Source organism: Micromonospora sp. NPDC049274 (genome assembly GCF_040678875.1).
Lineage (GTDB): Bacteria > Actinomycetota > Actinomycetes > Mycobacteriales > Micromonosporaceae > Micromonospora.
This window is the reverse complement of the sequence record NZ_JBFAQS010000006.1, coordinates 21,923-43,220: the sequence shown is the minus strand read 5'-3', so window position 1 is coordinate 43,220 and position 21,298 is coordinate 21,923. Positions and strand designations below refer to the sequence as shown.

Annotated in this window: 16 protein-coding genes; 12 read left to right on the top strand and 4 right to left on the bottom strand. The window is 72.9% G+C overall.

Going from position 1 to position 21,298, the window contains the following annotated elements:
- Nucleotides 1-110: 110 nt before the first annotated feature.
- Entirely contained in the window at nt 111-2,951 is a 2,841-nt protein-coding gene (leuS, locus tag AB0K10_RS13270; RefSeq protein ID WP_363683018.1) for a leucine--tRNA ligase, read from the top strand.
- Between the two features lie 147 nt (nt 2,952-3,098).
- On the opposite strand, the gene AB0K10_RS13265 is transcribed toward leuS, so the two are convergent.
- Genes AB0K10_RS13265 through AB0K10_RS13250 form a run of 4 tightly spaced genes read right to left on the bottom strand, consistent with a single transcriptional unit; the run spans nt 3,099 to nt 6,514 of the window.
- Nucleotides 3,099-3,917: a phosphotransferase gene (locus tag AB0K10_RS13265; protein ID WP_363683016.1), complete on the bottom strand. Its 819-nt coding sequence runs from the start codon at nt 3,915-3,917 to the stop codon at nt 3,099-3,101.
- Complete coding sequence (locus AB0K10_RS13260) at nt 3,878-4,561, bottom strand: VTT domain-containing protein (RefSeq protein WP_363683014.1); 684 nt, start codon at nt 4,559-4,561, stop codon at nt 3,878-3,880. Before AB0K10_RS13260 ends, AB0K10_RS13265 begins: the two co-directional genes overlap by 40 nt.
- A complete protein-coding gene (locus AB0K10_RS13255) occupies nt 4,558-5,277 on the bottom strand; it encodes a glutamine amidotransferase (protein WP_007463036.1) in 720 nt (239 codons plus the stop codon). Before AB0K10_RS13255 ends, AB0K10_RS13260 begins: the two co-directional genes overlap by 4 nt.
- Nucleotides 5,267-6,514, bottom strand: coding sequence for a MurT ligase domain-containing protein (locus tag AB0K10_RS13250; protein WP_363683607.1), 1,248 nt, complete (start codon nt 6,512-6,514; stop codon nt 5,267-5,269). The genes AB0K10_RS13255 and AB0K10_RS13250 overlap by 11 nt, the downstream gene beginning before the upstream one ends.
- A gap of 356 nt (nt 6,515-6,870) precedes the next feature.
- Between AB0K10_RS13250 and mraZ the strand changes: the two genes are divergently transcribed.
- From mraZ to AB0K10_RS13195, 11 genes are all read left to right on the top strand, one after another.
- Complete coding sequence (mraZ, locus tag AB0K10_RS13245; protein ID WP_363683012.1) at nt 6,871-7,302, top strand: division/cell wall cluster transcriptional repressor MraZ; 432 nt, start codon at nt 6,871-6,873, stop codon at nt 7,300-7,302.
- 206 nt (nt 7,303-7,508) lie between these two features.
- A complete protein-coding gene (gene rsmH, locus AB0K10_RS13240) occupies nt 7,509-8,549 on the top strand; it encodes a 16S rRNA (cytosine(1402)-N(4))-methyltransferase RsmH (protein WP_363683605.1) in 1,041 nt (346 codons plus the stop codon).
- Nucleotides 8,550-8,608: 59 nt separating this feature from the next.
- The gene (locus AB0K10_RS13235; protein WP_363683010.1) at nt 8,609-9,214 is read left to right on the top strand and encodes a hypothetical protein; all 606 of its coding nucleotides are present in this window, start codon (nt 8,609-8,611) and stop codon (nt 9,212-9,214) included.
- A gap of 3 nt (nt 9,215-9,217) precedes the next feature.
- Complete coding sequence (locus tag AB0K10_RS13230) at nt 9,218-11,443, top strand: penicillin-binding transpeptidase domain-containing protein (protein ID WP_363683008.1); 2,226 nt, start codon at nt 9,218-9,220, stop codon at nt 11,441-11,443.
- 52 nt (nt 11,444-11,495) lie between these two features.
- Entirely contained in the window at nt 11,496-13,058 is a 1,563-nt protein-coding gene (locus tag AB0K10_RS13225; protein ID WP_363683006.1) for a UDP-N-acetylmuramoyl-L-alanyl-D-glutamate--2,6-diaminopimelate ligase, read from the top strand.
- Entirely contained in the window at nt 13,055-14,452 is a 1,398-nt protein-coding gene (murF, locus tag AB0K10_RS13220) for a UDP-N-acetylmuramoyl-tripeptide--D-alanyl-D-alanine ligase (protein WP_363683004.1), read from the top strand. The genes AB0K10_RS13225 and murF overlap by 4 nt, the downstream gene beginning before the upstream one ends.
- Nucleotides 14,449-15,573: a phospho-N-acetylmuramoyl-pentapeptide-transferase gene (mraY, locus tag AB0K10_RS13215; protein WP_363683002.1), complete on the top strand. Its 1,125-nt coding sequence runs from the start codon at nt 14,449-14,451 to the stop codon at nt 15,571-15,573. The genes murF and mraY overlap by 4 nt, the downstream gene beginning before the upstream one ends.
- Nucleotides 15,574-16,184: 611 nt before the next feature.
- Nucleotides 16,185-17,597, top strand: coding sequence for a putative peptidoglycan glycosyltransferase FtsW (locus AB0K10_RS13210; RefSeq protein WP_363683603.1), 1,413 nt, complete (start codon nt 16,185-16,187; stop codon nt 17,595-17,597).
- Nucleotides 17,597-18,703, top strand: a complete 1,107-nt coding sequence (gene murG, locus AB0K10_RS13205; RefSeq protein WP_363683000.1) for an undecaprenyldiphospho-muramoylpentapeptide beta-N-acetylglucosaminyltransferase — start codon at nt 17,597-17,599, stop codon at nt 18,701-18,703. The genes AB0K10_RS13210 and murG overlap by 1 nt, the downstream gene beginning before the upstream one ends.
- Nucleotides 18,700-20,265 (top strand): UDP-N-acetylmuramate--L-alanine ligase, encoded by a 1,566-nt coding sequence (gene murC / locus AB0K10_RS13200; protein WP_363682998.1) that lies wholly within the window; start codon nt 18,700-18,702, stop codon nt 20,263-20,265. Before murG ends, murC begins: the two co-directional genes overlap by 4 nt.
- A complete protein-coding gene (locus AB0K10_RS13195; protein ID WP_363682996.1) occupies nt 20,262-21,080 on the top strand; it encodes an FtsQ-type POTRA domain-containing protein in 819 nt (272 codons plus the stop codon). The genes murC and AB0K10_RS13195 overlap by 4 nt, the downstream gene beginning before the upstream one ends.
- Nucleotides 21,081-21,298: the final 218 nt, after the last annotated feature.

Genomic DNA, 21,298 nt, shown 5'->3' with positions numbered 1-21,298 from the left:
CTGAAGGCGCGACAGCACGGCGGCCCCTCCTGCGCGAGGGGCTTTTTTGTGCCCGCCGCCGGTCCGGCCCGGTGGTGCCGAGACGAAGCGAAGCGAAGCGAGGAGAGACGATGAGTGAGGCAGCCGCACCGGCGGGCGACATTCCCCCGTTCCGGTACACCGCGGCCCTGGCCGACGAGATCGAGACCCGTTGGCAGGACACCTGGGCGCGCGAGGGCACCTTCCACGCACCGAACCCGACCGGTCCGCTGGCCGATCCGGGCCACCCCCGGGCCGGGGCGGAGAAGCTGTACGTGCTGGACATGTTCCCCTACCCGTCCGGCGCCGGCCTGCACGTCGGCCACCCGCTGGGCTACATCGGCACCGACTGCTTCGCCCGCTACCAGCGGATGGCCGGCCGCAACGTGCTGCACGCGATGGGGTTCGACGCGTTCGGCCTGCCCGCCGAGCAGTACGCGGTGCAGACCGGCACCCACCCCCGGACCACCACTGTCGCGAACATCGAGCGGTACAAGACGCAGCTGCGCCGGCTGGGGCTGGCCCACGACGAGCGCCGCTCGGTGGCGACCATCGACACCGACTTCTACCGCTGGACGCAGTGGATCTTCCTGCAGATCTTCAACTCCTGGTACGACCGCGACGCCGGCAGGGCCCGGCCGATCGCCGAGCTGATCGCCGAGTTCGAGGGCGGTAACCGGCCCACCCCGGATGGCAGGCCCTGGGCCGAGCTGAGCGTCGCCGACCGCCGCGCAGTCGTCGACGACCACCGGCTGGCGTACGTGTCGGAGGCCCCGGTCAACTGGTGCCCGGGGCTGGGCACCGTGCTGGCCAACGAGGAGGTCACCGCCGACGGCCGCTCCGACCGGGGCAACTTCCCGGTCTTCAAGCGCAACCTGAAGCAGTGGAAGATGCGGATCACCGCCTACGGTGACCGGCTGCTGGACGACCTGGACGCGCTGGACTGGCCCGAGCCGATCAAGCTGATGCAGCGCAACTGGATCGGTCGCTCGCAGGGCGCGCACATCGACTTCCCGACCGCCCTGGCCCCGGTGCGTGTGTTCACGACCCGCCCGGACACCATCTTCGGTGCGACCTACATGGTGCTGGCGCCCGAGCACGAGCTGGTCGACGCGCTGGTGCCGGCCGCCTGGCCGGAGAGCACGAAGGACGCCTGGACCGGCGGGCACGCCAGCCCTCGGGCGGCTGTCGAGGCGTACCGCAAGGCCGCCGCCGCGAAGACCGACGTCGAGCGGCAGTCCGACAGCAAGGAGAAGACAGGCGTCTTCATCGGCGCGTACGCCACCAACCCGGTCACCGGTGGGCAGATCCCGATCTTCATCGCCGACTACGTGCTGGCCGGCTACGGGACCGGCGCGATCATGGCGGTGCCGGCGCAGGACGAGCGGGACTGGGCGTTCGCCGAGGTCTTCGAGCTGCCCATCGTGCGTACCGTGCAGCCGGCGGAGGGCTTCGACGGCAAGGCGTACACCGGGGACGGCCCGGCGATCAACAGCGCCGCGCCCGAGCGCGGCCTGGACCTGAACGGCCGGGGGATCGCCGACGCCAAGGCGACGATCATCGCCTGGCTGGAGGCGAACGGGCACGGCACGGGCGCGGTGACCTACCGGCTGCGCGACTGGCTGTTCTCCCGGCAGCGCTACTGGGGTGAGCCGTTCCCGATCGTCTACGACGAGACCGGTGCCGCCATCGCGCTGCCGGAGGAGATGCTGCCCGTCGAGCTGCCCGAGGTGGACGACTTCTCCCCGAAGACGTTCGACCCGGACGACGCGGGCTCCAACCCGGAGACCCCGCTGTCGCGGCGGCGGGACTGGGTCGAGGTCGAGCTGGACCTGGGTGACGGGCCGAAGCGCTACACCCGGGAGACCAACGTGATGCCGCAGTGGGCCGGCTCCTGCTGGTACGAGCTGCGCTACCTGGACCCGACCAACAGCGAGCGGTTCGTCGACGCCGAGAACGAGCGGTACTGGATGGGCCCGCGCGGCGAGGGCGACTGCGGGGGCACCGACCTGTACGTCGGCGGCGCCGAGCACGCCGTGCTGCACCTGCTGTACGCGCGGTTCTGGCACAAGGTGCTGTTCGACCTGGGGCACGTCTCGTCGTTCGAGCCGTTCCGCAAGCTGTTCAACCAGGGCATGATCCAGGCGTACGCGTACACCGACTCGCGCGGCAGCTACGTGCAGGCCGAGGAGGTCGTCGAGCGCGACGGCGCGTACTACCTGGGCGACCTGACGGTCAACCGCGAGTACGGCAAGATGGGCAAGTCGCTGAAGAACGTGGTGACCCCCGACGACATGTGCGCCGCGTACGGCGCCGACACCTTCCGGGTGTACGAGATGTCGATGGGCCCGCTGGAGGTGTCCCGTCCCTGGGAGACCCGGGCGGTGGTCGGCTCGTACCGGTTCCTGCAGCGGGTGTGGCGGGCGATCGTCGACGAGCAGACCGGGGCGCTGCGGATCACCGAGGCCCCGGCCGACGAGGCGACCCGCCGGCTGCTGCACAAGGTGATCGACGGGGTCCGCGGCGACATGGACGGCATCCGGTTCAACACCGCGATCGCCAAGCTGATCGAGCTGACCAACGGGCTGACCCGACTGTCGGCCACGCCCCGCGAGGTGGCCGAGCCGCTGGTGCTGATGGTGGCGCCGTTCGCCCCGCACGTCGCCGAGGAGCTGTGGCGCAAGCTGGGCCACGACACCTCGCTGACGTACGCGGACTTCCCGACCGCCGACCCGGCGCTGCTGGTGGCCGAGACGGTGACCTATCCGGTGCAGGTCAACGGCAAGGTCCGTGGCCGCGTCGAGGTCCCCGCCGACGCCTCCGAGGAGACCGTCCGCGCGGCGGCCTTGGACGCGGTGGCGGCCGTGCTGGCGGGCAAGGAACCCCGCAAGGTCATCGTGGTCCCGGGCCGGCTGGTCTCGGTCGTCGCCTGACCAGAGCGGCGCTATAACCACGGGCCGGCGCTACCGAGCGTGACCTCGTCGGAGGCGGACGCCGCGACGAGCGCTATGACTCAGAGGTATAAATATGCCTCTGAGTCATAGCGCCCACCGGCTGTGTCGCCCCGGCGCGACGCGCTGTCACGCGGTCAACGCCATCGCCACGACGCCGCGGTGGGCGCGCAGCCAGTCGTGCCAGCGGCGTACCCCGTCGGCCGCGCCCGCGTCGCGCAGCCGGCGCATGCCCGGCTCGTCGCGGTCGGCGCCGGCCTCGATGCCGCGCCAGGTCTGCTCGATCTGCCCGAGCATCACGTCGACCAGCTCCGCTCGGGGCAGAGCCCGGGGGCCGGTCGCGTCGTAGGCGTCGCAGAGGACGCGACACCGCCGGCCCAGCTCGGCGGGATCGGCGCCCTCGCCCAGCGGAGCCCAGTGCCAGCCGGCGAACGCCACGTCCTCGATCCGCCGGCCCGGCGCGGCCAGATCCCAGTCGATGAAGGACACGGGCAACAGGCCGGCGGGGAAGTGGCGGTACACGGTGTTCTTCGGTGACAGGTCGCGGTGACACACCGTCTCGGCGTCGCCGGCCAGGTCGGTGCCCGCACACGCGTCGTGCAGCCGGCGGATCAGCTCGGCCAGCCGCACCAGCGCCGGGTCGGCGAAGAACCCGGGATCCTCGGAGTTCCGCCACGGCACCTGCCCCGGAACGTAGCTGAGCACCTGCCGGCCGCGTTCGTCGACGCCGAGGTGGCGGGGCGCGAGGTCCGCGCCCACCTCGGCCAGGTGGCGCAGCAGCGCACCGACGAAGTCCAGATTGACGGGCGGGGTACGTCGTACCGTGTCGCCGATCCGGACCACGTCGGCGACGTATCCGCCGGTGAGCGGCTCCTCGGCGTCGACGCCGTCGGTCAGCCGGGGCACGCTCAGGCCGGGATCCGGCGGCGGCGTCGTTCGCCGCGCCACCACTTGTGGACGAGCACGAGGCTGGCGATCAGGCCGAGGCTGGAGGGGGCGGCGGCGTACCAGTTGATGTGGCCGGGGGAGCTCACGGCCGCGCCGATCGCCGCGTAGCCGAACGCGGTCGGCGCGGAGGCGATCACACTGCCGGCCAGGAACGGCAGCACCCGGGCACCGGTCGTGCCGTAGCCGTAGCTGACCAGCCCGAAGCCGGCGATCGGCAGCAACCGGACGGTGATCACGCCGACCACGCTCTGCCGGGCGAACCAGCCGTCGAGGCGGGCCAGGCGCCCCCGGACCCGTTCGGCGACGAACTCCCGGCCGAGCAGCCGGCCGACAGTGAACCCGATCGCCGCCGCCACCAGCGCCGCCCCCAGGGCGTACGCGGCGCCCTCCAGCGGGCCGAAGATCGCGCCCGCGGCGAGCGTGATGAAGGTACGGGGGACCAGCGCCACCAGCAGCAGCGCGCCCCCAAGGATCGCCGCCACCGGGGCGAAGTCACCCAGCCGGTCGGCCAGCAGCGGTAGCTGCGCCGGATCCGGCCGGGGCACCAGGAGCAGCAGCAGTCCGCAGGCGCCGATCAGCAGGACGAGCAGGGCGAACCGGGCGGCCGACGGCTGCCGGAGCAGCCGCCGGACGGCTCGGATCATGCCCGGGCGGGGGCCACTGCGGAGCGGCGCTCGTTGCGCAGCCGGTCCGACCAGGTGTCGTCCAGCGGGGGGAGCTGGTGTGCCCCGGTGGCCCAGCGCAGCAGCAGGTCGGCCAGGGCCGGGTTGCGGGCCAGCGCCGGGCCGTGCGAATACGTGCCCAGCAGCTTGCCGCGCCACGCGCCCTCGGTGGCGCCGTCGTTGCCGATCCCGGTGGTGACCCGGGCGAGCGGTGCGACCTCCGGGCCGAGGTGCGTGCGACCGCCGTGGTTCTCGAAGCCGGTCAGCGGGGGCAGGCCCAGCCGGGGGTCGATCTCACCGGCCAGCTCGCCGACGGCCCGGCTCTCGCCCCGGTCGGAGCGCAGGTCGAGCAGCTCCAGCCCGCGACACTGCACGCCCTTGGCGAAGAAGGAGGTGCCGAGCAGTTGGTAACCGGCGCAGACGCCGAACACCACCGACCCCTGGGCGACCGCCCGGTGCAGGCCGCCGTCGGCGATCAGCCGCTGGGCGCCCAACGCCTGGGGGCCGTCCTCGCCGCCGCCGACCAGGTAGATGTCGGCGGTCGCGGGCAGCCGCTGGTCGGAGCGGACCTCCAGCACCTCGACCGGCATGCCGCGCTGGCGGGCCCGGCGGGCGAGGATCAGGGCGTTGCCCCGGTCGCCGTAGGTGGACAGCAGGTCGGGGTAGATCCAGACGATGCGCAGACTCTCAGATGACACGGTCCAACTCCGCTCGAATGTCCTGGAACGCGGTGTAGTTCGCGATGACCTCCAGTCGCCCGGGCGGGACCGACCGGAGCGCGTCGTCGAACGTGCGGACGTGCTGGAACGGGACGTCGTTGACGTCCAGTCGAACCGCCAGGTCGTATGCCCGGTCGCCGGTGATCAACACCTGCCGGCCACGGAGCGGGGCGAAGTCGACGTCGTAGAGCCAGGAGGTGTCCAGACCGTCGGGGTCGCGCGCGTTGATGGAGAGCAGTGTCGGCGCCTCGTCGGCCATGTCGAAGGCCTCCAGCCAACTGGCCGGGTTCTTGGCCAGCAGCAGCCGGATGTTGCGCCCGTCCTTGTCGACCTGCGCGTACCGGCCGGCAACCGAGGTGACGATGCCGAGGCGGGACACCGCGTCGACCGGGCGTACGCCGAACTCGGCGGCCACCGCCAGCGCGGTCGCCGCGTTGCCGAGGTTGACCTTGCCGGGTAGTTGGAGGGAGACCTTGTGCCAGGCGCCGGTGGGGTCGAGCACGCCCTCGTCCTCGACGACCCAGTGCGGCTCCGGTCGGCGCAGCGCGCAGCCGGTGCACCACCACTGCTCGCCGGAGCGCTGGATCGTGGAGCCGCACTCCGGGCAGACCCAGGAGTCGTCGTGCCAGCGCTGGCCGGCGCTGAACCAGGTCACGTGCGGCGGGTTGATGCCCCGGGCGGGGTCACCCGGCGGGGTGGCGGCCCACACCACGAGCGGGTCGTCGGCGTTCGCCACCACCCGTACGTTCGTGTGCCGGACCAGGGCCGCGCGCCAGAGCTGCGCCATCATGGCGACCTCCTTGGCCCGGTCCAGCTGGTCGCGGGAGAGGTTCAGCAGCGCGACCACGTGCGGCTCGGTCGCCTCCAGCACCTGGGCCAGGTAGTGCTCGTCGACCTCCAGCACCGCGTACGGGGTGCTGCCGGCCTTCGCCAGCGCCGAGGTGTGCCCGCTGGGCATGTTGGCGCCGAAGGAGTTGGTGGCGACCCGGCCGAGCACGCCGACCGCGGCGGAGGTCAACCGGGTGGTGGTGGTCTTGCCGTTGGTGCCGGAGACGAGCGCGATGGCGCGTCCGGCCGACAGGTGCGCCAGCAGGTCCGGGTCGATCTTCAGCCCGATCCATCCGCCGATCACCGATCCGTCGCCACGGCCGGCGGCCCGGGAGAGCGCCGCGGCGGTCCGTGACACGGAGCTGGCCACCTTGGCCCGTAGGGGCATTTTCGCGTCCGTCACGCGAGCGAGGTTACCGGACCGCCCGCCTCACCAGATCGCCGCCGACGGTGAACCGTTCGGCCGTGGCATCCGTGCGGGAAGGCGGATCGCGCTCCACCGGACGGAGTCGATCTATGTCGGAAAGCGGACCACGCCGGGCGGGCGCTGGCACCCTCCACTCCGCTCCACCCCGTGTGACGTGCGGTTTTGCAGGCGGATCGGACGCGCCACGCGGGCGAATCTGGTTGCAGGTGGAGGGAAGTGGAGTAAGGTGGGGCCCAATGGTGAGGCCGGGAGGGCTCACCGGCCCGGGGGGTCAGCGGCGCCGCGAACGCCGCTCAAGGGCGAGGGGGTAGGGCCGGATGTTCCTCGGCACCCACACTCCGCGCCTGGACGACAAAGGCCGGTTGATCCTTCCGGCCAAGTTCCGGGATGAGCTGGCGGGGGGTGTCGTGGTCACCAAAGGGCAGGATCGTTGCCTCTATGTCTTTCCGACACCCGAGTTCCAGCGGATCGCGGAGCAGTTGCGCGCGCAGCCGATGACGCACAAGGCGGCCCGGGCCTACAGCCGGGTCTTCTTCGCCAGCGCGCACGACGAGGTGCCGGACAAGCAGGGCCGCGTGACGATTCCGGCACATCTTCGCCAGTACGCCGCGCTCGACCGTGACCTGGTGGTCATCGGCGCGAGCACGCGGGTGGAGATCTGGGACAGGGTCGCCTGGGAGACCTACCTCGCCGAGAGCGAAGACGACTTCGCCGACATCGAGGAGGGGGTGCTGCCCGGCGGTCTGTAGGGCGGAACGGCGCCCGACGTACTGCGAGATCTCCAGCCGCTTTCGAGTTCCTGGCACCCCTTCCCCGGTGCCAGGCGCACGATCCAGTCATCGGGCGACGGCCTGGTGTCGGGCGGGAGCGGATGGGGATCTGGCGGTACGACGGCAGCGCCGTCGCCACGACAGGCGCGTGAACAGAACGGACGTTTCAACCAGTGGGGGTCAACATGGGGGAGTTGCGCGGCACGCATGTGCCGGTGCTGCTCGAGCGGTGTCTCGAGCTGCTGGCCCCCGCGCTGGGTCGAGGCGGCCGGACGGTGCACGTCGACGCGACGCTCGGCCTGGCCGGGCACGCGGAGGCGGTGCTGGAGGCGCACCCGGAGACGGTCCTGATCGGGCTCGACCGGGACACCGAGGCGCTCGCTCACGCGCGGGTCCGGCTGGCGCGGTTCGCCGACCGGGTGCACCTGGAGCACGCCGTCTACGACGAGCTGCCCGAGGTGCTGGAGCGGCTGGGCTATCCGGGCATCGACGGGATCCTGTTCGACCTGGGTGTCTCGTCGCTGCAACTGGACGCGCCCGACCGCGGGTTCGCCTACGCCCAGGACGCGCCGCTGGACATGCGGATGGACCAGACGCAGGGGGTGACCGCCGAAGAGGTGGTCAACACGTACGCCCATCCGGATCTGGCCCGGGTGCTGCGGGTGTACGGCGAGGAGAAGTTCGCCGGCCGGATCGCCTCGGCGATCATCCGGGAGCGGGAACGCGCCCGGATCACCTCGTCCGCGCGGTTGGCGGAGCTGGTCCGGGACTCCATTCCGGCGCCAGCGCGACGAACGGGCGGACACCCGGCAAAGAGAACGTTTCAGGCTTTACGGATCGAGGTAAACAGAGAGCTGGCAGCGCTGGAGACGGCGCTGCCGTCCGCGCTCGACGCCTTGACCGTGGGTGGTCGCATGGTGGTCCTGTCCTACCACTCGCTGGAGGACCGGCTCACCAAGGTGGCGCTCGCGGACCGGGTCCGCAGTAAGGGCCCGATCGACCTCCCGGTCGAGCTGCCCGGGTCTGGTCCGACGTTCCGGCTGCTCAGCCGGGGCGCGGAACTACCCGGGGAGGCGGAGGTCGCCGCGAACCCGCGTGCCGCCTCCGTGCGGCTGCGGGCAGCGGAACGACTCGATCCGAACGCGACAGAGCAGGGGCGGACCGACCGCGAACGGTCCCGCCGCAGGGTGAAGGGGATGCACCAGCCGGGCACGGGGTCAGCCTGATCCGTGGGGGATCAGGGGCGCCGGCCCGGTAGAGGGACGGATGTTGAGGGGGAGGGGACATGAACATTGACAAGCGCGACCGCCGGGACGTCACCGGCGGCGGGCAGCGCGCACCGCGGTCGGGGGGCCGGACCGCGGCGGAGCGAGCCCCGCGCGTGGGGAACGGTACGCCACGCATCGATCGAGTCAACCGGCAGGGGGAGGCTCGCGCCCGGGGGGCGCGCGAGTTCCCGACCCAGGGCAGCGCCGCGCTGCGTCCGGCCGAGAAGGCCGGCGCGGCGGCGACCGCTCGCTCGCCCCGGCTGCGGGTGGCGCCGCCGCCGCCGGTGTCGGTGCCGCGTGCGCCGTTCGCGGCGCTGATCGTGGTGCTTGTCGTCGGCGGGGTGCTCGGCATCCTGGCGGTCAACACCAAGATCAATGAGAACGCGTTCCGGCTGGAAAAGCTGCAGCAGCAGCAGTCCCGACTGGACCTGGAGAAGCAGCAGCTCGACAAGCAGATCGCCGACGCCAAGGCGCCGGGCAACCTGACCGCCGAGGCGCGTCGCCTGGGCCTGGTGGACGCCGGTGAGCCGGCGTACATCCGGATGCCGGACGGCAAGCCCATCGGCGTGCCGAAGCCGGCGACCGGCGAGCCGTCGGTCACCAGCCAGGGCGCGGGAGGCTGACCGGTGTCACCGAGGTCGGACGAGCCGCGCCGGGATCCCACGGGGTCCCGGCGCGGCTCTTCGCGTGCGGCCGGTTCGCCCGACGAGGAGTCGCGGGCCGGCGAGCAGGGCATCGGGGGCATCTCCGGCGCCCGGGCGTACACCCCGAGGGGTCGGACCGTCCGCGAGGGCACACCGGCGCGCGGTGGGGCCGCCGAGCAGCGGCGTACCCCGCGCAGCACCCGGTCCGGCGACCCGTTCCGGCCGGCGTTGCAGGTGCTCGACGGCGGCCGGGCCGCCGCCCGATCGGGCCGGCGGGACGCTCCGGCGGCCGGCCGGGGCGGCGTCGTGCGGACCGTCGCGCCGCGTACCCCGCGCGGCCCGGCCGGCGACGAGCCGCCGCCGCGCCGCCGCACCACGCCGCGCGCGCCCGGCCGCGCCGACCGACCGGCGGCCCGGCGACCGTCCCGTAAGCCGCCGCGCCCGCCCAAGCTCGCCGACCCGCGGCTACGGCTGCGTCTGGGCACCGTGCTCACCCTGACGCTCTTCGCCGTCATCGGCGTGCGGTTGATCTTCCTGCAGGCGGTCGACACCCCGGCGTACGCCGGTGGTGGCGTCGCCGACCGGACCCGCACGGTCGAGCTGCCCGCGCCGCGCGGCGCGATTTACGATTTCCGGGGCGAGCCGCTGGCCCACAGTGTCGAGGCGCGGTACGTGTTCGCCGACCCGACCCTGATCGAGGACCGGACCAACCCCGGGTGGATCGGCGCCGACGCCACCGCGAAGGCGCTCTCTCCGCTGCTGGGCATTCCGGTGTCGAAGCTCACCGAGCTGATGAAGCCCCGCAAGCTGGAGAACGGCATCCAGTCCCGTTTCGAGTACCTGGCCCGGGGGGTGGAGATCCCGACGGCCAAGCAGGTGCAGGCTCTGGACCTGCCCGGCATCGGGGTGCACCGCGACGAGCGCCGGGAGGTGCCCGGCGACGACCTGGCGGCCAACCTGATCGGCTTCACCAGCCAGGACATGGTCGGGCTGGAGGGGTTGGAGGCCCGCTACGACGACCTGCTCGCCGGGCAGGACGGCAAGCGGGTGTACGAGGCCGGCCTCGGTGACCTCGCCGCGCCGATCCCGGGTGGCTACAGCAAGACGACCCCGGCCAAACCGGGTAGCTCGCTCACCCTCACCATCGACCGTGACCTGCAGTTCCGCTGCCAGCAGATCCTCAGCGCAGGGATGGCGGGGCAGCGGGGCGCGACCGCCGCCGCCGTGATCATCGACGTGGCCACCGGCGAGGTGCGGGCGCAGGCCAGCGATCCCACCTACAACGCTGCGAAGCCGGGAGGCAGCGACCCGGTCGCCCGGGAGGACGCCGCGACCAGCTTCGTGATCGAGCCGGGCTCGGTGCACAAGGCCATCACCTACGCCGCGGCGTTGCAGGAGGGGGTGATCACCCCGGACACCACGTTCCCCATCGCCAACGCCATCAAGAAGGGCGACACCTGGTTCCCCGACACCCACCCGGCCAACGGCCGGAAGATGAGTGTGCCCGGGATGCTCGCCTACTCGTCGAACGTCGGCGCGATCACCGTCGGCGACCGGCTCGGCCGGGACCGGCTGATCGACTACCAGAAGCGCTTCGGGCTGGGCAAGCCCACCGGCGAGGGTCTGCCCGGCGAGGCCAGCGGCCGGCTGCTGCCGGCCGACGAGTGGAGCGAGTCGTCGCGCGGGTCGGTGCCGATCGGGCACAGCGTCGACGCCACCCCGTTGCAGATGGCCGCCGCGTACGCCGCAATCGCCAACGACGGCACGTACGTGCAGCCGCACCTCGTGAAGGAGACGATCGGCCCGGACGGCAAGCACACCCCCGCTCCGGCGCCGGTCACCCGCTCGGTGCTCAGCCCGCAGAACGCGGCGGCCCTGCGCACCATGCTGGAGGCGGTCACCACTGTCGAGGGCGCCACCGGCACCCTGGCGGCGGTGCCCGGCTACCGGGTCGCCGGCAAGACCGGCACCGGCTGGCGTCGGGTGGACGGCAAGAGGCAGCCGGGCGAGGTGTCCTCCTTCATCGGCATGGCCCCCGCCGAGAAGCCCCGGTACGTGATCGCTGTCTTCGTGTACGCGCCCGGTGGTGGGGGCGCGGCGATCGCCAACCCGGCATTCCGGGACATGATGCAGTTCACGCTGCGTCACTACCGTGTGCCGCCGTCCGCGAGTGGTTCCGCACCCAAGTTCGTGGTCTATCCGCGCTGAGCAGCGCGGGCGCGACATCATCGGTGAGTGCCGACGAACCACCGGGGCGGCTGTGCGGCCGGAACCGGACGACCGGGTAGGGTCTGACGCCGTGCCCGGCAATCCACGTCCACGTACCGTGACCGGCGTCCGGCTCGGTGATCTCGCCGTCCGGCTCGCCGTCGACCTCCCGGCGGCCGCCGCCGACGTGGTCGTCACCGGGGCCACCCACGCCAGCCAGGAGGTCCGCTCCGGCGACCTGTACGCGGCCCTGCCCGGCGCCCGCCGCCACGGCGCGGAGTTCGCCGTCGGCGCCGCCGAGGCAGGCGCGGTGGCGCTGCTGACCGACCCGGCCGGCGCCGAGTTGGCGGCGGCGAGCGGCCTTCCCGCCCTGGTCGTGCCCGACCCGCGCGCGGTGCTCGGCGAACTGGCCTCGGCGGTCTACGGCGACCCGACGGCCGCGCTCACCGTCATCGGCGTCACCGGAACCGCCGGCAAGACCTCCACCGCGTACCTGGTCGAGTCGGGGTTGCGCGCCGCCGGGCACACCACCGGGCTGATCGGCACCGTGGAGACCCGGCTCGGTGACCTCGTCATCGACAGTGTGCGGACGACCCCCGAGGCGCCCGACCTGCACGCGATGCTTGCCACCGCCCGCGAGCGGGGGGTGACGGCCGTGGTCATGGAGGTGTCCAGCCACGCCCTCGCCATGGGCCGGGTCGGCGGGGTGCGCTTCGCCGTGGGCGGGTACACCAACTTCGGCTCCGACCATCTGGACTTCCACGCCGACAGCGCCGACTACTTCGCCGCCAAGGCGCAGCTCTTCGACGGCCGCTGCGCGGTCGAGGTGCTCAACCACGACGACCCGGCACTCAAGCCGCTCTACAAGCCGGCGACGGTCAGCTACTCGGCGCTCGGCGACCCGACCGCGACGTGGTGGGCCGACGGCGTGGACGGCGAGGGGTACGCCCAGCGGTTCACCGCGCACGGCCCGGACGGAGTGGCGCTGACCGCCGGGGTGGCGCTGCCCGGGCGGCACAACGTGGCCAACGCGCTGCTGGCGATCGCCGCCCTGGTGGGCGCCGGGGTGGACCCGACGACCGCGGCGGCCGGCGTGGCCGCCTGCGGTGGGGTGCCCGGCCGCCTGCAACTGGTCGACGTCGTCGGCCCGGTGCGCGGGGTGGTCGACTACGCGCACAAGGCCGACGCGATCGTGGCCGCGCTGGCCGCGCTGCGGGAGCTGAGCGCCGGCCGGCTGATCTGCGTGATCGGCGCCGGCGGGGACCGGGACCGGGGCAAGCGCCCGGTGATGGGCGCCGCCGCGGCCGAGGGGGCCGATGTGGTGCTGGTGACCGACGACAACCCGCGTACCGAGGACCCCGCCCAGATCCGCGCCGAGGTGCTCGCCGGGGCGTACCGGGCCGGCACGGCCGCCCGGATCATCGAGGTGGCCGGTCGCCGGGACGCGATCGACGAGGCGGTCCGGCTGGCCGAGCCGGGTGACGTGATCGCGCTGCTCGGCAAGGGCCATGAGCGGGGCCAGGAGGTGGCGGGCGAGATGCTCCCGTTCGACGACAGCACCGAGCTGGCCGACGCGCTGCGGGCCCGCTTCTCCGACCGGGCGGGTCAGCGGTGATCGCGCTGACCCTGGCCGAGGTGGCCGCCGCGGTGGACGGGCAGCTCGTGCACGCCGACCCGGCCGCCACCGTCACCGGCTCGGTCGAGTTCGACTCGCGCAAGGTCGGGCCCGGCTCGCTCTTCGTGGCGTTTCCGGGGGAGAAGGTCGACGGGCACGACTACGCGGCGACGGCGCTGGCGGCCGGCGCGGTGGCGGTGCTCGGCACCCGCGAGCTGCCCGAGGTGCCAATGGTCCTCGTCGACGACGCCCTGACCGCGATGGGCCGGCTGGCCCGCGCGGCGGTGGCCCGGCTGCCCGAGCTGACCGTGATCGGCGTGACCGGTTCCTCGGGCAAGACCACCACGAAGGACCTGATCGGCCAGCTCACCGCCCGCCTCGGCGCCACCGTGGCCCCGCCCGGGTCGTTCAACAACGAGCTGGGCCACCCGTACACGGCTCTGCTGGCCGGGCCGGACACCCGCTACCTGGTGATGGAGAAGGGCGCCCGCGGGATCGGGCACGTGCGCTACCTGTGCGAGCTGGTGCCGCCCCGCATCTCGGTGGTGCTCAACGTCGGGACGTCGCACATCGGCGAGTTCGGCTCCCAGGACAACATCGCCCAGGCCAAGGGTGAGCTGGTCGAGGCGCTACCGGCCGAGGGGCTCGCCGTGCTGAACGCCGACGACCCCCGGGTGGACGCCATGGCGGCTCGCACCCGGGCCCGGGTGGTCCGCTACGGCGAGGCGCCGGACGCCGACCTGCGCGCCGAGGACGTCACGCTCGACGAGCGGGGGCACCCGTCGTACACCCTGGTCACGCCGGAGGGGCGGGTGCCGGTGCGGCTCGCGTTGACAGGCCGTCACCAGGTCGGCAACACCCTCGCCGCCGCCGCGGTCGCCCGGGAGCTGGGCATGCCGCTGGCCGACCTGGCCCCTGCGCTCGGCGCGCTGGGGCTGAAGTCCACCCGGCGGATGGACGTCTTCGACCGGCCCGACGGGGTGACGGTCATCGACGACTCGTACAACGCCAACCCGGCCTCGATGGCGGTGGCGCTCCGGGCGCTCGCGAGCCTCGGCCGGGAACGGCGTACCGTCGCGGTGCTCGGTTACATGGCCGAGCTGGGCCCGTTCGAGCGCGACGGCCACGCCGAGGTCGGCCGACTCGCGGCCGAGCTGGGTGTCGACCGGCTGCTCGTGGTGGGCGAGCCGGCCGCGCCGATCCATGAAGGCGCGACAGCGGTAGTGAACTGGGGAGGAGAGTCGGTGCTGCTCACCGATCAGGCGGCGGCCGTCGAGGTGCTGCGGGGCGAGCTACGGCCGGGTGATGTCGTCTTGGTCAAGGGCTCCCGGTATCGGACCTGGGAGGTGGCCGACGCCCTGCGCGCCGACGCCGCCGAGGAGGCCAGCCGATGAGGGCGGTCATCGTCGCCATCGGGGTGGCCTTCCTCGTCTCGCTGTTCTGCACGCCGATCGCGATCAAGGTGTTCACCCGGCTCAAGGCCGGCCAGCCGATCCGGTCCGACGGCCCGGCCATGCACCAGGGCAAGAAGGGCACGCCCACGATGGGCGGCGTGGTCTTCATCCTGGCCACCGTGATCGCGTACGTCGCCGGGCACCTGGCGCTGACCACGCTGCCGGACCTGCAGATCGCGCAGGTGGAGCCGACCATCACCGCGCTGGTGCTGCTGGGGCTGATGGTCTTCTCCGGCGCGGTGGGTTTCCTCGACGACTTCCTCAAGGTGCGCAAGCGCAACAGCGCCGGTTTGAACAAGCGCGGGAAGCTGCTCGGCCAGATCCTGGTCGGCGCGGTCTTCGGCGTGGTGGCGCTGTACTTCCCGAGCACGATGACCGACGCGACGGGCGCGAAGACCAACACCGAGACGGTGGGCAGCACCACGCTGAGCTTCATCCGGGACATCGACGCCCTGGAGGTCAGCAAGATCGGCGCGGTGATCATCTTCATCTTCGTGGTGATGGCCGCCACGAACGGCGTGAACCTCACCGACGGTCTGGACGGTCTGGCCACCGGCGCATCGGTGATGGTCCTCGCGGCGTACGCGCTCATCGCGTTCTGGCAGTACCGGCACTGGTGCGCCGACCCGAGCTACAAGCAGCCGTACTGCTACTCCGTCCGGGACCCGCTGGAGATCGCGCTGATAGCCGGGGCCGCGGCCGGGGCATGTGTGGGCTTCCTCTGGTGGAACACGTCCCCGGCGCGGATCTTCATGGGTGACACCGGGGCGCTGGGCCTGGGCGGCCTGATCGCCGGCATGGCGATGTCCACCCGGACCATCCTGCTGCTGCCGATCATCGGTGGGCTCTTCGTGATCATCACGATGTCCGTGGTGATCCAGATCATCTCCTTCCGGACGACAGGGAAACGTGTGTTCCGCATGTCGCCGTTGCAGCACCACTTCGAGTTGGCCGGCTGGAGCGAGGTCAACATCGTGGTCCGGTTCTGGATCATCGCCGGCATCGGTGTCGCCATCGCCCTGGGCCTGTTCTACAGCGAGTTCCTCGCCAACATGACCTGATCCATCCGCCGTTCGGCCACCCTGCTCGGCCGGCCCGCCGGCCGATGCGGTGTGCGTGTCGCCGGCCAGGTGGCAGGGTGGTCGAACTCTCCTTTGCTCTGCTTCAACGGACGCAACACTCCGCGGCACAAGTGGTGCGCGGGCTGAAGCAGAGCAAAGGGGCGGGGCACCCTCGCCCCGGGGACGAAGCCCGACACGCCCGGTGCGTCGTTGTGGGCCTGTCGGGCGTGCCGAACGGTGATGATGTCCGGGTGGGGGAGGAACCAGGCACCGAGGACAGGACAGCCGGTCGGCCGCGACGGTCACCGGGCACGGCGCGAGCGGCCGAGCCCGGCCGCGCGGCCCGTGAGCCCAATCGCGCGGCGCGTGAGCCCGATCGCGCGGCGCGCGCGGCGGATGGCGCGGCCCGCGAGCCGGTCCGTGCGGCCCGTGCGGCGGATGGCGCGGCCCGCGAGCCGGTCCGTGCGGCCCGTGCGGCGGATGGCGCGGCGCGCGAGTCGGGCAGGGGAGCGCGGGAGCCGGACGCCCCGGGGCGTCCGGCCGGCTCGGCGGCGCGTGCGCCGGAGAGCGTCGCTGCCGTCCCGCTGCGCGGGCTGGATCCGGCCGGCGGGCTGGCCGCGCTGCGGGGCCTGCTGGACCGGCCGCTGGCGTCGTACTACCTGCTGCTGTCCAGTGCCGGCCTGCTGCTGCTCATCGGGCTGACCATGGTCTTCTCGGCGACAAGCGTGAAGGACTACGCCGAGGACGGCAACGCGTCCGCCTCGGTGACCAAGCAGGCCATCTTCGCGGTGATCGGCATCGGGGCGTTCTGGGTGTGTCAGCGCCTGCCCGCCAGCACCTACCGCTCGCTGGGGCGGCCGCTGCTGTACACGTCGGTGGCGCTGCTGCTGGTGCTCAACCTGCTGGTGGCCTACGGCCGGCTCGCCAATCTGAAGACGGTCGTGTTCGGGCCGGTCGAGGCGCGGCTGAACTGGCTGTTCGTCGGCGGGATCCAGGTGCAGCCCTCCGAGTTGGCCAAGTTCGCGCTGGTGCTGTGGGGCTCGCACATCATCGCCCGCAAGGGTGCCGCGCTGGGTTGGTGGCGGGAACTGGCCACCCCGCTCTTTCCGGTCATGGGCCTGCTCTTCGTCCTGGTCGGCTACAACGACACGGGCACGATGCTCTGCCTGCTGGCCCTGGTGGTCGGCCTGCTGTGGGCCGCCGGGGTGCGGATGCGGGTCTTCGGCACCCTCGCGGCGGCCGGCCTGGTGGGCGTCGGCCTGCTCGTCGCGGTGGCCTCGCTGGGCGCCGGCTCGGGTGACAGCGACGAGGAGAACTATCGCTTCGCCCGGCTCGCCATGTTCTTCAATCCACCGGACCCGGAGAAGTGCAAGCTCGACGGCTGCCTCCAGTTCTACCAGGGCCGGCTTGCCATCGAGCACGGCGGCTGGTTCGGCGTCGGGCTGGGCAAGGGCAGCCTCAAGTGGGACTGGCTGCCCGAGGCCCACAACGACTTCATCTTCGCGATCATCTCGGAGGAGTTGGGGGTGATCGGCTGCGCGGTGGTGCTCAGCCTCTTCGCGGTTCTCGCGTACACCGGTCTGCGCATCGCCCGGCGGGTCGACGACCCGTTCCGGCGGCTCGCCGCCGCCGCGGTCACGACCTGGTTGGTGAGCCAGGCGGTGATCAACATCGGCGGGGTGGTGGGGTTGCTGCCGATCACCGGTCTGCCGTTGCCGTTCATCTCCGACGGCGGAAGTGCCCTGGTCGTGACGTTGGCGGCGATCGGGATGCTGGCGTCCTTCGCGCGCGCCGAACCCGATGCGGCCAGAGCGCTGCATGCCCGTCCGCCGGCCCGGTGGGTCCGACTACTCTGGGCCCCGTTGCCGCCGCTTCCCGGCCGGCGTCGCCGACCGGCGACGCCGCCGGCTGGCCGAGGGTCCGTGCCCCGGTCCCGCGAGCGGCGCCAGGAAGACCAGGCCGCACCGCGCGGTGTCCGGCAGGGCCGGAGCCGCCAGGGTACGGCGAGCGAGAGGAGACGCTGATGGGTCCGCTGCGTTCGGTGGTGCTCGCGGGAGGTGGCACCGGGGGGCACATCTACCCGCTGCTCGCCTTCGCCGACTGCCTGCGCCGACACGACCCGGGCGTCCGGATCACCTGCCTCGGCACACCCAAGGGCATGGAGAACGAGCTGATCCCGCCGCAGGGCTACGACCTGCGGCAGATCCCGGCGTACCAACTGCCCCGCTCGGTGAACATGAACCTGGTCCGTACCCCGGGCCGGATGTGGACCGCGGCCCGCGCCGCGGGCAAGGTCATCGACGAGGTGCGCGCCGACGCGGTCGTCGGCTTCGGCGGGTACGTCTCGGTGCCTGCCTACCTGGCCGCGTGGCGCCGCGAGCTGCCCATGGTGATCCACGAGGTGAACGTGCCGCCGGGCGTGGCCAACCGCCTCGGCATGAAGTTCACCAAGAACATCGCTGTCGGCTTCCCGCACCAGCCGAGCCAGGCCGAGTCGCTGCGCGACGCGACAGTGGTGGGCGTGCCGCTGCGCCGCAGCATCGCCTCGCTGGACCGGTACGCGCTGCGCAACGCGGCCCGCGCCCGCTTCGGGCTCCGCCCGGACCTGCCGGTGCTCTTCGTCGCGGGCGGCTCGTCGGGCGCCCGCTCGATCAACCTGGCGGTCTCCGGGGCGGCCAAGGAGCTGGCCCGCAACGGCGTGCAGGTGCTGCACGTGATGGGCGCCCGCAACGAGCCCGTGCCGATCCCCACCGACCTGCCGGTGCCGTACGTGACGCTGCCGTACCTGTCCGAGATGGAGCTGGGCTACGCCGCGGCCGACCTCATGCTGGCCCGAGGCGGCGCGATGACCGTCGCCGAGGTGGCCGCGATCGGCCTACCGACGATCTTCGTGCCGTACCCGCACAGCAACCAGGAGCAGAAGCGCAACGCGCTGCCCGTGGTGGAGGCCGGCGGTGGGCTGCTCGTCGACGACGCGGAGCTGACCCCGGACTGGCTGGAGCGCGCGGTGATCCCGCTGATCCGCGACCCGCAGCGGCTCTACGCGATGGGCGCCGCGGCGTCGGCGTACGGGCGGCGCGACGGCGACGAGGCGCTGCGCTCCTTCGTCCTCCAGGCGGTGGCCCGATGACCGCGCAGTTCACCCCGGCCGGCACGCTCACCGCCGAGGACCTGGGCGCCGTCCACCTGATCGGCGTGGGCGGGGTGGGCATGCTCGGCGTGGCCCGACTGCTGCTCACCCGGGGCATCCAGGTCTCCGGCAGTGACCTGCGCGAGTGGCCCTCGCTGGCCGGTCTGCGGGCGCTCGGCGGCACCATCTACCTCAGCCACGAGGCGACGAACCTCGACGGCGTGGATACCGTCGTCTACTCCTCGGCCATCCCGAAGGACCACCTGGAACTGGTCGAGGCCCGTCGACGCGGCTTGCGGGTGCTGCACCGTTCGGAGGCACTCGCCGCGGCGATGACCGGCCGCCGGGCGATCGCGGTGGCCGGCACCCACGGCAAGACCACCACCACCTCGATGGTGACCATGGTGCTCCAGCAGGCCGGAGTCGACCCGTCCTTCGTGATCGGCGGGGAGATCTCCGAGGTCGGCTCGGGCGCGCACCACGGCACCGGCGAGTACTTCGTGGTGGAGGCCGACGAGAGCGACCGCTCGTTCCTCATCTACCGCCCGTACGTCTCGATCATCACGAACGTCGAGCCGGACCACCTGAACACCTACGGCGACTACGCGACGCTGGAGGCGGCGTTCGTCGAGTTCGCCAGGCTCACCGACCCGGACGGGTTCATCATCACCTGCGCGGACGACCCGGGCGGCCGGCGGCTGGCGGCGACCCTGCGCGCCGAGGGGCGGCGGGTGCACACGTACGGCGCGGCCGAGGACGCCGACCTGCGGCTCACCGAGATCGTCTCCTCCGCGCGGGGCGTGCGCTACCTGGCCGCGATCGACGGGCGGTCGCTGGGCGAGTTCCGGCTGCCCGTGCCGGGTCGGCACATGGGGCTCAACAGCGCCTCGGCGGTGCTGGCCGCGTACCTGCTGGAACTGCCGCTGGAAGCGGCGGAGGCGGCGCTGGCGGTCTTCCCGGGCGTGCGGCGGCGCTTCGAGCGCAAGGGCGTCGCGGACGGCGTGCTGGTCTACGACGAGTACGCCTACCACCCCACGTCGATGACGCTGGCCATGCAGACACTGCGGGAGGTGGCAGGCGACGGGCGGTTGATCGTCGTCTTCCAGCCGTACCGGCTGTACCGCACCCGCGATTCCCAGGCGGAGATCGCCGAGGCGCTGGCCATCGCCGACGAGGTGGTGCTGCTGGAGGTCTTCGGGCCGGGCGAGCTGCGCCAGCCCGGTGAGGGTTCGGCGGCGCTGATCGAGGCGGTGGCGCTGCCGGCCGAGCGGAAGGTGTTCGTCGACTCCTGGGAGGACGCGCCGGTCGAGGTGGTCCGCCGGGCCCGTTCGGGCGACGTGGTGGTGACGATGGGCGCCCCGCCGATCTCGCTGATGGGTGACGAGCTGCTGGCGGCTCTGGGTGCGCGTACCGCCGACTCGGCCCCGACCGCGACTGTCGAGCCGGTGGCGACGACCCCGGCGATCGGCCAACCGGTGCCCGGCGGGTCCACGGCCGGTGGCGACGGAGCGGCCCTCGGTGGCGCCGCCGCGCCGGACGGCGCGGCCCCGACGGCCGGATGAGTCCCGGCCCCGCCCGAGGGCGGACCAGCGGCGCCGACGGCGGTACGCCACGGCGCGGTCCGGTCCGGCGGTGGCAGTTGGTCCGGGCCGGCAGCGACGCGGTGCCGCCGTCGACCCGCCGCTTCATGGCCCGGGCTCGGCAGCGCCGGATGCGGGCGGCCTTGCCGTGGGCGGTGGCCGCCGGGGTGCTGGCCCTGCTCGGGCTGGTGGCCTGGACGATCCTCGGGACCGGGCTGTTCGGGGTCCGCGCGGTGACGGTGGAGGGCGCCAAGCTGGTCACGGACGTGCAGGTGCGCGACGCGGTGGGGGTGGCGGACGGGGTGCCGCTGGCGCGGGTGGACCTGGCGGCGGCGGCGCGTCGGGTCGGCGGGTTGGCGCCTGTGGAGCGGGCCACGGTGTCGCGGGACTGGCCGGGCACGCTTGTGGTCCGGGTGACCGAGCGGACAGCGGTGGCGGTGGTGCCGCAGGCGGACGCGTTCGCGATCGTCGACCGCAGCGGCGTGGCGTTCCAGACGGTGGCCCGGCGCCCCGCCGGGCTGCCGCTGGTACGGGTGGCCCGGCCGGCCGCCGACGACCCGGACACCCGGGCCGCGCTGGACGTGCTCGGGGTGCTGACCCCGCAGCTACGAGCCGAGTTGGTGGACCTGAGTGTGCAGGGCCTGGCGCGGATCAGCCTGCGGCTGCGCGGGGACCGCACGGTGGTCTGGGGCGACGCCACGCGGGGTACGGACAAGGCCCGGGTGGCCACCGCGCTACTCGGTGAGGACAGCGACCGGATCGACGTGAGCGCTCCGGACGTGGTGACCTTCCGCTGATCGGTGAGCGTGCTCCGGACGTGACGAGTCGCGCTCCGACGGCGACACGCCGGTCGGGTCCTTGGCTCATCGCGTGGTGGCGCTTACGTTGCCCCGAAGAGGTTCAGTGGTTGACATAACTGTAAGCCTCTAGTAGAGGGTGAGGGTTACCCCTGGCTCTCGCTGGTGACAGATGTCGTCGGCCGCTGGTCTGGCCACGCCGTACCCGGTCGGCCGAA

What these genes read in the sequence shown, in the direction of transcription:
- rsmH (WP_363683605.1), top strand. Translation starts at nt 7,509, where the DNA reads ATGGGGGAGTTGCGCGGCACGCATGTGCCGGTGCTGCTCGAGCGGTGT.
- murG (WP_363683000.1), top strand. Translation starts at nt 17,597, where the DNA reads ATGGGTCCGCTGCGTTCGGTGGTGCTCGCGGGAGGTGGCACCGGGGGG.
- AB0K10_RS13250 (WP_363683607.1), bottom strand. Translation starts at nt 6,514, where the DNA reads ATGCCCCTACGGGCCAAGGTGGCCAGCTCCGTGTCACGGACCGCCGCG.
- mraY (WP_363683002.1), top strand. Translation starts at nt 14,449, where the DNA reads ATGAGGGCGGTCATCGTCGCCATCGGGGTGGCCTTCCTCGTCTCGCTG.
- AB0K10_RS13260 (WP_363683014.1), bottom strand. Translation starts at nt 4,561, where the DNA reads ATGATCCGAGCCGTCCGGCGGCTGCTCCGGCAGCCGTCGGCCGCCCGG.
- murC (WP_363682998.1), top strand. Translation starts at nt 18,700, where the DNA reads ATGACCGCGCAGTTCACCCCGGCCGGCACGCTCACCGCCGAGGACCTG.
- leuS (WP_363683018.1), top strand. Translation starts at nt 111, where the DNA reads ATGAGTGAGGCAGCCGCACCGGCGGGCGACATTCCCCCGTTCCGGTAC.
- AB0K10_RS13235 (WP_363683010.1), top strand. Translation starts at nt 8,609, where the DNA reads ATGAACATTGACAAGCGCGACCGCCGGGACGTCACCGGCGGCGGGCAG.
- mraZ (WP_363683012.1), top strand. Translation starts at nt 6,871, where the DNA reads ATGTTCCTCGGCACCCACACTCCGCGCCTGGACGACAAAGGCCGGTTG.
- AB0K10_RS13195 (WP_363682996.1), top strand. Translation starts at nt 20,262, where the DNA reads ATGAGTCCCGGCCCCGCCCGAGGGCGGACCAGCGGCGCCGACGGCGGT.